Below are 12960 nucleotides of genomic sequence, written 5' to 3'. Positions count from 1 at the left end.
AGTATCCGTAAATACGATATAAACCCAATATTATTTTACAAACCTTACGGTTATTTCTGCATGTTTTTCGCTTCGATGCTCAATGTGGCATGAGGAACAGCTAAAAGTCTTTCCTTAGGAATTAATTTTCCTGTTACTCTGCAGACACCATACGTTTTGTTTTCAATTCTGATTAACGCATTTTTAAGATCACGCACGAATTTTTCCTGTCTTCCTGCTAAAATAGAATTCTGCTCTTTGCTTAATGTTTCTGCTCCTTCTTCAAAAGCTTTGAATGTAGGAGATGTGTCATCTGTACCATTATTCTGGTCGTTGATAAAACTTTCTCTTATGAGCTGAAGATCTTTTTCTGCTTTTTCTATTTTTTCTTTAATGATCGCTTTAAATTCCTGTAAATCAGCATCGCTGTATCTAACTCTTTCGTCTGACATATTCTTTCTCTTTTTTAATAAAATTATGAAATGGAATTTGAAATACAATAACTACATGTTAATTTTTTTCGACATTTATCTTAAAATTAACCTCATCTATTTCGATTTCGTTAAAATTTGAAAGTGAAGATACAATTTCTATTTTATTTGACAAGACTTCCGAAGAAATATATTCCTCATTTTTCTTAACATCTTCAATAAACGGTGAATCTTCTTCAATGAAGATATTAATTCTGTCTGTCAGCTCAAAATTCTTATCTTTTCGCAGATTCTGAATCCTGTTAATGAATTCTCTTGCGATTCCTTCAGATTTTAATTCATCTGTTAACGTCAAATCTAATGCCACAGTCGTTTTTCCATCAGAAGTAACAGTCCATCCCGGAATATCTTTTGTGGAAATTTCCACATCTTCAAGGGTGATCTCATAGCCCTGAATATCAAGTTTTCCTTCTTTCTCAAGAACGGCAATCTGCTCTGTGGTAAGATTAGCAATCTCGGCACCTACCACCTTCATGTCTTTTCCTAATTTAGGACCCAGCGCTTTGAAGTTAGGTTTTATCTGTTTTACAATTAAGTGAGATGCTTCTTCGGCATTGATCAGCTGTAATTCTTTTACATTTACTTCCTGCTTGATAAGATCAGCAACCGCAAGAATCTGTTCTTCTGTTTTAGAATCCAACACAGGAACCAATACTTTTTGTAACGGCTGACGAACTTTTACATTTTCTTTCTTTCTCAGAGAGAAAACCATACTTGTAATATTCTGGGCTAAATGCGTTTTTTCAACCAGATCCTGGTCGATCAGGCTTTCATCAGCAACCGGGAAATCTGTAAGGTGTACAGATTCACAGTTTTCTTTTCCTGTTACTTTATTTAAATCCTGATACAATTGATCCATAAAGAACGGAGCAATAGGAGCCGATAATTTAGCAACTACTTCAAGACAAGTATATAAAGTCTGATAAGCAGAGATCTTGTCATCAGAATATTCTCCTTTCCAGAAACGTCTTCTGCATAATCTTACATACCAGTTGCTCAGGTTGTCATTCACAAAAGTGCTGATCGCTCTTGCTACTCTTGTAGGCTCATAGTCTTCATAGAATGCTTTTACTTCTTTGATCAGGAGATTCAGCTCGGAAAGGATCCATCTGTCAATTTCAGGACGGTTTTCCACTTCTTTCTCTGAATAGTTGAATCCATCCACATTCGCATATAGAGCAAAGAATGAATATGTATTGTAAAGTGTTCCGAAGAATTTTCTTCTTACTTCGTCGATTCCTTCAATATCAAACTTCAGGTTTTCCCATGGGTTTGCATTGGAGATCATATACCAGCGTGTAGCATCCGGTCCGTATACAGCAAGTGTTTCGAATGGGTCTACAGCATTTCCTAAACGTTTTGACATCTTTTGCCCGTTCTTATCCAGAACAAGACCGTTACTCATTACATTTTTGTAAGCAACAGAATCAAAAACAGCCGTTCCGATTGCGTGAAGGGTATAGAACCATCCACGGGTCTGGTCTACTCCTTCTGCGATAAAATCAGCAGGGAATGCTTTATTGTTATCAATTAATTCTTTGTTTTCGAAAGGATAATGTAATTGTGCATAAGGCATTGAACCTGAATCGAACCAAACGTCAATCAGATCACTTTCACGACTCATTGCTTTCCCTGAATCAGAAACCAATACTACTTTGTCTACTACATTTTTATGAAGATCCACAAGTTCATAGTTGGACTCTGCCATATTTCCGATGATGAAACCTTTGAACGGATTTTCAGTCATCAGTCCTGCTGCAATTGATTTCTCAATTTCATTGTATAATTCCTCTACAGAACCTATAATCTTTTCTTCTTTCAGGTCATCGGTTCTCCAGATCGGCAGTGGAATACCCCAATATCTTGAACGGGAAAGATTCCAGTCGTTTACATTTTCCAGCCAGTTTGCAAAACGTCCTTCTCCGGTAGCTTTCGGTTTCCAGTTGATCTCTTTGTTCAAATTAACCAGTCTGTCTTTTACAGCGGTCATTTTCACAAACCATGAATCCAGCGGATAATATAATACCGGTTTGTCTGTTCTCCAGCAGTGTGGATAAGAGTGGACATATTTCTCTACTTTGAAGGCCTTGTTTTCTGTTTTCAACAGGATTGCCAATTCTACATCCCATGATTTTTCAGGAGCAGTTCCTTCATCGTAATATTCGTTTTTGATATATTTTCCAGAAAATATCTCGGGTACATTTTCTCCTTTGATAAATCTACCCTGTAAATCTACCAATGGTACAAGATTGTCATTTTCATCTTTTACCAACATTGGAGGAACTTCAGGCTGGGCCATTTTAGCAACTCTCGCATCATCAGCACCGAAAGTAGGGGCCGTGTGAACAATACCTGTACCGTCCTCTGTCGTTACGAAATCACCAAGGATTACTCTGAATGCATTCTCGGGATTATCATTGGGTGTAAACCAAGGCACCAGTTGCTCATATCTGGTATCAACAAGCTTTTCTCCTGTAAATTCTTTTAATATCCTGAAAGGAATTACTTTAGTTTCCGGAGTATAGCTGGCAAAATCTTCATCTGTTCCTTCTGTGTATTTTTTACCGAAAACTTTAGGTAAAAGAACACTGGATAACACAACTGTTACCGGTTCAAATGTATACTGATTGAAGGTTTTAACCAAAACATATTCAATATCTCTCCCTACAGTAAGAGCAGTATTGGATGGAAGTGTCCACGGAGTTGTCGTCCATGCAAGGATATGAACATCCCCGTCAACATCGTTGAACAATGCTGAAGAGTCTTTTTTTACTTTAAACTGAGCCACAACTGTAGTATCCGAAACATCACGATATGTTCCGGGCTGGTTAAGCTCGTGAGAAGAAAGTCCTGTTCCCGCTTTTGGAGAGTAAGGCTGGATGGTGTATCCTTTGTACAATAAGTTTTTATCATACAATTGCTTCAATAACCACCAAACCGTTTCCATATATTTTGACTTGTACGTGATATACGGATCATCAAGGTCTACCCAATATCCGATCTTCTCCGTAAGGTTATTCCATACGTCGGTATAACGCATTACTGCTTCACGACAAGCTTTGTTATAGTCTTCAATAGAGATTTTTTTGCCAATATCTTCTTTCGTGATTCCTAATTCTTTTTCTACACCCAGTTCCACAGGAAGACCATGCGTATCCCAGCCTGCTTTACGGAAAACCTGCTTTCCGTTTTGTGTCTGGTAACGGCAGAAAATATCTTTCAATGCTCTTGCCATTACGTGGTGAATTCCAGGCATACCGTTTGCTGAAGGCGGACCTTCATAAAAAACAAACTCAGGATTTCCCTGACGAATCTCAACACTCTTATTGAAAGTTTTATTTTGTTTCCAAAATTCCGCTACATTTTCTGCTACGTCAATAAGGTTGAGGTTTTTGTATTCTTTAAATTGGCTCATTGTAAATATCTCAATATCGTTGATTAATTAAGTCTGCAAATTTAGTGATTTTTGTCGGTTTATAATATATGTTTTAATGAAGTAATATCTATTAAAAAGTTCAATTTCAGAAATATAAATGAAACTAATAGCTAAAAATGAACAGAGATTAATTAAAAAGGGCATTACTAAAGTCTTTTTATGCAGATTCTACAGCTTTATTTTCAATAGAATTATAAGTGACTTTCTGCTATTTATATTAATAATTTTGTTTAATGATCCTGGACAGAAAGAACAGATAGCTGCTGATCATGAAATTTCGTATATTTAAATAAAATAAACCCAAATGCTGTATGAAAAACTTTTGTAGACTGGTGCTGTTTGTCTTCCTTGTCAGCAGTGGCATTGCACAGGCACAAAATGATTACCCGAAAAATTATTTCCGGAACCCATTAAATATTCCTATGCAGCTTGCTGCCAATTTTGGTGCGGTGCGGGCCAATCATTTTCATATGGGACTGGATTTAAGGACCAATAGTCAGGAAAATCTGCCGGTTGTTGCATCTGCGGATGGTTATGTAAGCAGGGTGAAAATTGAGCGCTACGGATTTGGAAATGCAGTTTATATCTCTCATCCTAATGGATATACAACAGTATATGCCCATTTAAACAAATACTTTGACGAGCTTGATGAATATGTTAAAGAAAGGCAGTATAAAGAAGAAAAGTGGGAACAGGATATTGCCTTTTCACCCGGTCAGTTTCCTGTGAAAAAAGGGCAGTTGATTGCTTTAAGCGGAAATACAGGAGGTTCGGCAGGACCTCATTTACATTTTGAAATACGGGATACCAAAACCGAAGAATGTATTAATCCGCTTCTTTTTGGATTTGTCATTCCCGATTCTGTATCTCCTGTGATCAGCGGACTGTATTGGTATGACAGACGTTTCAGTACTTATGAGCCTGGAGCGAATAGTATTTCTGTCAAAAAAGCGGGGAGTGTCTATACTACGAATGTGGTCAGGGTGAACTCTCCGGTAATCAGTTTTGGGATTAAAGCTGTAGACAAAGCCAATAAGGGGTTTAATCTGGGTATTTATCAGGCTGAATTACTTATGGATGGACAGCTGATCTATCGTTTTTCTATTGACAAAATAAGTTATGATGATACCCGGTATCAGAATGGCTGCATAGATTATACGAAATTTATCAGGGATAAAATGAGCATTCAGCATTTGTCTGCCTTACCGGGTATGCAGTTGCAGGGATATAGTCAGCCCGGATTATCCGGAATCATTAATCTTCAGGATGAACAACTTCATAATATCGAAATTGTTTTAAAAGACGTAAACGGGAATATAGGCAGGCTAACAACAAAAGTTCAGCTGAATAAAACAGAAGCTGGAATTTCGTCAACCGGTAAAACAGTAAAAGCAGGAGAAACTAAAACGATAACGACAGAAAATTCTGAAATTACTTTTGATAAGAATTCGGTGTATGATGCTGTTAACTTTAATCTGTATGAGAAGCCTGAGGCTGCTGAAAATGCAATTTCCAATACCATTTTTTTGCATAATACCTACGTTCCGGTTCATGATAATTATACGTTAAAAATAAGACCGGACCGAAAATTAACCAAAGAAGAGAAAAATAAAGTGGTTATGCTGCTTGATTACGGCAGTGATAAAGAGGCAGTAAAAGTTACCTGGGATGATGACCGGGCAGAAGGAAAATTCAAAAGGCTCGGGAATGTCAGGCTGATATTGGATACCAGTCTGCCATTAGTTATTACAGAATGGAAAAATGAATCAGAAATTAATACTGCTTCTCTCCGTCTGAAAGGATATACGGAAGTGGGAGATATTGTTTCATTTAGGGCTGAGCTTGATGGGAAATGGGTACGTTTTGCCCGTTCAAAAGATTATTTTATCTATGTTTTTGACGAAAGATGTCCGAAAGGATCAGGGAAACATACACTCAACGTAACTACTGTTAATACTGCGGGAAATATCAATACCCAAACCTTAATATTTTACAGATAAATAAACTCTGATTAATGATTAAAAATCATTGATACATTTTACTCCAAAAACACTGTACAATTTAATACATTTGCTTTAAAATTAAAATCATTGGAATTCTATCCTTCAATTGAAAAATCGAGTATACAGGAAATCAAACAGTTTCAGGAAAAAAAACTTCGGGAGCTATTGATCTATCTTGAGAGTAATTCACCTTTTTATCAAAAGTTGTTCAGGGAAAGTAATCTTAAATTACAGGAAATCTGCACGTTGGAAGACCTTCAGAAGATACCTACCACCACAAAGAATGATCTTCAGCAATACAATCATGATTTTTTCTGCATTCCGCCGGAAAGGATTGTAGACTATAGTACCACATCAGGGACGTTAGGCGATCCTGTAACTTTTGGGTTGTCAGACCATGATCTGGAGAGACTTGCCTATAATGAAGCGATCTCCTTTGCCTGTGCAGGGATCAGGAAGGGAGATGTGGTCCAGATGATTACGACTATAGACAAACGTTTTATGGCAGGCCTGGCTTATTTTCTGGGGTTAAGAAAAATGGGAGCAAGCGTGGTGAGAATGGGACCAGGTATTCCTGAATTGCAATGGGATTCCATTTTCAGGTACAAACCGAAATATTTGATTACTGTTCCTTCTTTTCTGTTAAAAATGATTGACTATGCGGAGAAACATGGCCTCGATTATAAGAGCTCAAGCGTCTATGGCGCTGTGTGTATAGGGGAGAGTATTAAGAATCAGGATTTTAGTGATAATATTCTTTCGCAGAAAATCAAAGAGAAATGGAATATTAAACTTTTTTCTACCTATGCTTCTACGGAGATGAGCACTGCCTTTACAGAATGTGAATTTCAGATTGGAGGGCATCATCATCCGGAACTGATCATCACCGAAATTCTTGATGATAATGAAAATCCTGTAGAAGAAGGTGAAAGTGGAGAGCTTACCATTACTACTTTAGGCGTGGAAGCAATTCCTTTGTTAAGATTCAAAACGGGAGATATTGTAAAAGCACATTCCGAACCATGCAGATGCGGAAGAAAAACCATGAGGCTGGGGCCTGTAATCGGAAGAAAACAGCAGATGATCAAGTATAAGGGAACTACACTGTATCCACCGGCAATGAATGATATCCTGAATGACTTTAATAATATTCTTTGTTATCAGATTGTTATTCAGTCTAATGAGATCGGGCTTGATGAAATTATTATCAAATTAAGTACAGATGAAGATCATGGAAATTTTGTGAATGAAGTAAGGGATCATTTTCGTGCAAAACTGAGAGTAAGCCCTAAAATAGAACTGGTAGATTTTGAGGTTCTGTCTAAAACTGTATTCAATCCAAACAGCAGAAAGCCTGTGACCTTTATTGATCTCAGGTAGCCGGGTAAGGCAAAGAGATTTACATATATTTACACTTTAATATTAATAAAACTAATAATTTATGAAAAAGCTGACATTGCTGCTGTTTATAGCAATCTCATCATTTGCCTTTTCTCAGGGGATGAAAATCATTTCAGGGAATTTTGATTTTTTAAAAGATCAGGCTGAGGTCAACACAGAAGTTAAAAGTGACCATGTTCTTTTTTATGTGGAAAACATGAGTGAAGAACAATATCTGGAAAAGAGAAAAAAAGAAGTTTTGGGAAACCCGAAGAAAACACAGCAGGATTGGGACAAATGGATTAGTGAATGGAATAATCACAAAGAAAATATTTATGCTGAAAAGGTTATTACAGGATTTAATGAGAAATCAAAAAAAATAAAGCTTAATAAAGGAATTGCATCAAAGTATACACTTATTGTGGATACCAAATGGATTTATCCGGGATGGCACGGAGGAATGCTGATTCAGCCGGCAAAGCTTACCACAGATTTAAAATTTATAGAAACAGACAATCCTTCTCATGTTGTCTTACATCTTGAATCTTCTGAAGTTCAGGGTAATGGCTCAAGTGCAGAACTGTATATGGAGTATGGGAGAATTGCTGCTTCCTTTAAAAAAACAGGTAAGGACCTGGGTAAGAAAGTAAAAGAAGCCTTGAAATAATAAAAGAGCGGTCTGATTCAGACCGCTCTTTTATTATTGATTTTGTTGTTCCTGTTTTTCCAGTTTGATGAGATTTGCAAGATTTTTGATAACTGTATCATGTTTTTTCACAAAAGGATTATCTTTATTCCACACGTAACCTGCGAGAACGGCACAGATCTTTTTCTTAACGTCCGGATTTTCGGGCTGATGGAAAAAAAGCTCCTGAAGATTTCCGGTATACCATTCTTTTACATAGGTAGTAAAAACATCTACTCCATATAAGATATAATCTGTATACTCAGTCTGCCAGTTGATTTTTTCGCCGTTCAGCTGTCTTAAAGCCAGCTTTGCAGCAAGCATTCCTGATTCTGTTGCAAATGCCATTCCCGACGAAAAAACAGGATCCAGGAACTCAGAGGCATTTCCTGTTAAAGCAAATCCGTCTCCGAACAAACTTTTTACGGAGCAGGAATAGTCTTTCAGATGTCTTGGCTCAAAAAGGAAATCCACTCCGCCAAAACGTTTTACATAATAATCTGAAAGGGAGATGGCTTTTTTTAAAGCCTCGGCAGTGTTACCATTTTCAGCCAGTTTATCAATATAATCAGTGGGTCCTACTATTCCCAGGCTTGTATTCCCATTGGAAAAAGGGATTACCCAAAGCCATACTTCTGTTTCAATAATATCGAAAGATATTAATGTTCCTTCTTCTCCCGGCTCCCTGTTAATATCCTTTACATGAGAAAAAATAGCAGAATGGGGAGACAGTTTGGATGGCTTTTCCAAATCCAGAAGGCGAGGTAAAACCCTTCCGTAACCACTGGAATCAATTACAAATTTAGCATGGATATCTTTTGTTTCTCCATTCCTGTTTCTTACTGTAGTAATAGAATCTGTGCCATTAAATCTGATGTCAATGACTTCGGTTTCGAATTCCAGATCAATTCCTTTATTAATGACTTCCTGAGCAAGTGTATTATCAAAATCAGCTCTTGGAACCTGCCAGGTCCAATCCCATCCTTCTCCGAATTTATCGCTGAAATCAAAAATGCAGACTTCATCTCCGCGAAGGAAGCGTGCACCCAGCTTTTTTTCAAAGCCCATTTTGTCTAACGCAGGAAAAAGCCCGGCTTCATCAAAGTGGTCCATTACCCGTGGAATTAAGCTTTCTCCAACTACCAGCCTGGGGAATTTGGTCTTTTCGACTACTTTTACGTTGACATTATTCTTCTTTAGGTATGAAGAAGATACGCATCCGGAAGGACCGGCTCCGATTACAAGAACGTCAACAAATTCTTTGCTCATCTTTGATTTTTTATTTTAATAATAACTTCTATCTTTGCCGCAAAATTAGTGACAAATAATTAATATTTTACAAAATTATCAACTATTACTTTTGATTAATGAAAATAAATAACTTTTTAGAACTGAAAGACTTTCAAAAAATTATTATTGAGAATGAAAAAATAGAACTGGATGGATCACTTTTATCAAGAGTGAATGCAAGTTTTCAGTTTTTAAAAGAATTTTCAAAAAATAAAGTAATATATGGGGTGAATACAGGTTTTGGGCCGATGGCACAATTCAAAATCAGTGATGAAGACACCCATCAGCTTCAGTATAACCTGATAAGAAGTCACTCCTCAGGAATAGGGGCTCCATTGCCGGAACAGGAAGTTAAGGCATGTATGCTGGCACGGCTGAATACCTTGTCATTAGGACACTCAGGGGTACATGAATCTGTCATTTATCTTTTACAGGAGCTGATCAATAGAGATATAATACCACTAATTTTTGAACATGGCGGAGTGGGAGCAAGTGGTGACCTGGTTCAGCTGGCCCATCTGGCCCTGGTGCTGATTGGTGAAGGTGAAGTATTCTATAAGGGAGAAAGAAAAGCTACAAAAGCTGTTTTTGAGATAGAGGGACTGGAGCCTATACAGGTAGAGATCCGCGAAGGACTTGCTTTAATGAACGGTACTTCCGTTATGTCCGGAATCGGTATTGTAAATGCTTATAAAGCAGCACAATTAACGGATATTTCAATTAAGCTTTCCTGCGCGATCAATGAAATTGTTCAGGCTTATGATGATCATTTGTCGGAATCTTTAAACGGGACAAAGAAGCATTATGGACAGCAGAAAGTTGCTGAAAGAATGAGAGCACATTTAGCGGACAGCAAACTTATCAGGAAAAGAGCAGACCATCTGTATACGCATTTTGAAGAACAGGAAAAGGTATTTAAAGAAAAAGTTCAGGAATATTATTCTTTAAGATGTGTTCCTCAGATATTAGGACCTGTACTGGATACATTGGAATATACCGAGAAAGTTCTTGAAAATGAGATCAATTCTGCAAATGATAATCCGATTATTAATGTTGAGGACCAGCATGTATATCACGGAGGAAATTTTCATGGTGATTACATTTCTTTGGAAATGGATAAACTGAAAATTGTGGTAACAAAGCTAACTATGCTGGCTGAGAGACAATTAAACTATCTTTTAAATGCCAAAATCAATGAAATTTTGCCTCCTTTTGTAAATTTAGGTAAATTAGGTTTTAATTTCGGGATGCAGGGGGTACAGTTTACGGCTACTTCTACAACAGCAGAAAGCCAGATGTTGTCCAATTCAATGTATGTTCACAGTATTCCTAATAATAATGATAATCAGGATATTGTGAGTATGGGGACAAACGCGGCGGTGATCTGCAGAAAGGTTATTGAAAATGCATTTGAAGTATTGTCAATAGAGGCTATTACTATTGTTCAGGCTATTGAATACCTTGATTTTCAGGATAAGGTCTCATCTTCTACAAAAGAGCTTTATGATGAGATCAGAAAAATCATTCCTGCTTTCTCGGATGATATGGTGATGTATCCGTATTTAGAGGAGGTAAAGAAATATTTAAAGACCATGTAATTGCTGAAGGTGATTAATTGTCTTTAAATAACAGCTAATAAAAAAACTAAAAACGAAAATAAACACTAACGCATGAAATGTGCAATCATAACAGGAGGCTCCAGGGGGATAGGCAGAGCAATCTGTATAAAACTGGCAGAAGAGAAAAACTATCATATACTGATTAATTATACAGCAAATGAAGAAGCTGCAAAAGAGACCTTGGACAAAGTAAAGGAGCTTGGTGCTACTGGAGAAATTCTTAAATTTGATGTAGGAAATGCAGCAGAAACATCAGAAATCCTTACAGCATGGCAGGAAAATAATCCTTCGGCAATAGTAGAAGTAATTGTAAATAATGCCGGCATCACAAAAGACGGATTATTTATGTGGATGCCGCAGGAAGACTGGAACAGTGTGATCAATACAAGTTTAAATGGCTTCTTTAATGTTACCAATTTCTTTATTCAGAAACTGCTTCGCAATAAATACGGAAGGATTATTAATATGGTTTCCGTTTCCGGAGTAAAAGGAACAGCAGGACAGACGAATTATTCTGCAGCGAAAGGAGCTTTGGTAGGGGCTACAAAAGCTCTTGCACAGGAAGTCGCTAAAAGAAATATTACAGTAAATGCAGTAGCTCCGGGGTTTATTAAAACAGATATGACACAGGATATTAATGAGGATGAACTAAAGGCAATGATTCCTGCCAACAGATTTGGAGAAGCGGATGAGGTTGCTGATCTTGTCGTATTTTTAGCTTCTAAGAAGGCTTCATACATAACAGGAGAAGTGATTAATATTAACGGTGGAATTTATTCATAATGTTTAGGGCATACTTCAATATGATATTGTTACATTGCAAGACTGATATATTTCTAAATTTAGTGCATACAAATGGAAAATAGGGTTGTAATTACCGGAATGGGAATTTATTCCTGCATCGGGACTTCTTTGGACGAAGTCAGGGAATCCCTATATCAAGGAAAATCCGGTATTGTTTTAGACAGGGAAAGAAAAGAGTTTGGTTTCAGATCGGGTCTTACGGGAGTGGTTCCCAAACCGGATTTAAAACACCTGTTAAACAGACGCCAGCGCGTAAGCATGGGTGAAGAAAGTGAATATGCTTATCTTGCTACTATTGATGCTTTAAAACAGGCGAATCTAGATGAGGCTTTTTTAGATACTCATGAAGTAGGAATTTTATATGGTAATGACAGTGTTTCCCAGGCAGTCGTGGAATCTATTGATATTGCAAGGGAAAAGAAAGATACAACGTTGATGGGATCCGGAGCGATCTTCAAATCAATGAATTCAACCGTGACGATGAACCTTTCCACAATTTTCAAACTGAAAGGTATCAATCTGACGATCAGTGCGGCCTGTGCCAGTGGATCGCATTCTTTAGGACTTGCCTATATGATGATTAAGAACGGCTTTCAGGATATGATCATTTGTGGAGGGGCTCAGGAAACAAATAAATATTCGATGGCCAGTTTTGATGGTCTTGGTGTTTTTTCAGCAAGAGAAGAAGAACCAACAAAAGCCTCAAGGCCTTTTGATACGGAAAGGGATGGACTGATTCCCAGCGGAGGGGCAGCAACATTAATTGTTGAGAGCCTGGAGTCTGCCCGGAGAAGAGGTGTCCCGATTATTGCTGAAATCATCGGCTATGGTTTTTCTTCGAACGGAGGACATATTTCAACACCCAATGTGGATGGTCCGGCTTTGGCAATGGACCGTGCTTTAAAACAATCCGGATTGAAACCTGAAGATATTGATTATATCAATGCCCACGCAACTTCTACTCCTATTGGAGATGCTAACGAAGCAAAGGCTATTTATGAAATTTTTGGAGGAGAGGTACCGGTAAGTTCTACCAAATCAATGACCGGACATGAGTGCTGGATGGCAGGCGCGAGTGAAGTTATTTATTCTATCCTGATGATGCAGAATAACTTTGTTGCCCCCAATATTAATCTGGAAAATCCTGATAATGAAGCAAAAAAGATAAATCTGATCTCAAAAACAAAAAATCAAAAAATTGATGTATTTTTGTCGAATTCTTTTGGTTTTGGGGGAACCAATTCTGCCTTAATAGTTAAAAAATTTGATTAAA

At 37.4% G+C, this 12960-nt stretch carries 9 protein-coding genes; 6 read left to right on the top strand and 3 right to left on the bottom strand.

The annotated features are described in order from the left end of the window. Positions 1–50: 50 nt before the first annotated feature. On the bottom strand, positions 51–431 hold the full coding sequence (locus DRF59_RS04190) for a TraR/DksA family transcriptional regulator (RefSeq protein WP_002983772.1): 381 nt from the start codon (positions 429–431) through the stop codon (positions 51–53). Positions 432–489: 58 nt separating this feature from the next. Further along, positions 490–3885, bottom strand: coding sequence for an isoleucine--tRNA ligase (ileS, locus tag DRF59_RS04185; RefSeq protein WP_115957130.1), 3396 nt, complete (start codon positions 3883–3885; stop codon positions 490–492). Positions 3886–4217: 332 nt separating this feature from the next. Here ileS and DRF59_RS04175 point away from each other — a divergent pair, with 332 nt between their 5' ends. From DRF59_RS04175 to DRF59_RS04165, 3 genes are all read left to right on the top strand, one after another. Continuing rightward, a complete protein-coding gene (locus DRF59_RS04175; RefSeq protein ID WP_115957126.1) occupies positions 4218–5906 on the top strand; it encodes a M23 family metallopeptidase in 1689 nt (562 codons plus the stop codon). 90 nt (positions 5907–5996) lie between these two features. Beyond that, positions 5997–7289, top strand: a complete 1293-nt coding sequence (locus DRF59_RS04170) for a phenylacetate--CoA ligase family protein (RefSeq protein WP_115957124.1) — start codon at positions 5997–5999, stop codon at positions 7287–7289. Between the two features lie 61 nt (positions 7290–7350). Next, positions 7351–7956 carry a hypothetical protein gene (locus DRF59_RS04165; protein ID WP_115957122.1) on the top strand — a complete coding sequence of 202 codons (606 nt, stop codon included), beginning with the start codon at positions 7351–7353 and terminating at the stop codon, positions 7954–7956. 33 nt (positions 7957–7989) lie between these two features. Here the strand turns inward: DRF59_RS04165 and DRF59_RS04160 are convergent, their stop codons facing one another. Beyond that, the gene (locus DRF59_RS04160) at positions 7990–9243 is read right to left on the bottom strand and encodes an NAD(P)/FAD-dependent oxidoreductase (RefSeq protein WP_115957120.1); all 1254 of its coding nucleotides are present in this window, start codon (positions 9241–9243) and stop codon (positions 7990–7992) included. A 98-nt stretch (positions 9244–9341) separates the two neighbouring features. Between DRF59_RS04160 and DRF59_RS04155 the strand changes: the two genes are divergently transcribed. From DRF59_RS04155 to DRF59_RS04145, 3 genes are all read left to right on the top strand, one after another. Further along, entirely contained in the window at positions 9342–10862 is a 1521-nt protein-coding gene (locus DRF59_RS04155; protein ID WP_115957118.1) for an HAL/PAL/TAL family ammonia-lyase, read from the top strand. A gap of 72 nt (positions 10863–10934) precedes the next feature. Next, entirely contained in the window at positions 10935–11666 is a 732-nt protein-coding gene (gene fabG, locus DRF59_RS04150) for a 3-oxoacyl-ACP reductase FabG (protein WP_115957116.1), read from the top strand. A 72-nt stretch (positions 11667–11738) separates the two neighbouring features. After that, positions 11739–12959: a beta-ketoacyl-[acyl-carrier-protein] synthase family protein gene (locus DRF59_RS04145; RefSeq protein ID WP_115957115.1), complete on the top strand. Its 1221-nt coding sequence runs from the start codon at positions 11739–11741 to the stop codon at positions 12957–12959. Position 12960 lies beyond the last annotated feature (1 nt).

Source organism: Chryseobacterium flavum, from assembly GCF_003385595.1.
Lineage (GTDB): Bacteria > Bacteroidota > Bacteroidia > Flavobacteriales > Weeksellaceae > Chryseobacterium > Chryseobacterium flavum.
The sequence above is the reverse complement of the archived record's forward strand: the minus strand, read 5'-3'. Positions and strand labels throughout refer to the sequence as shown.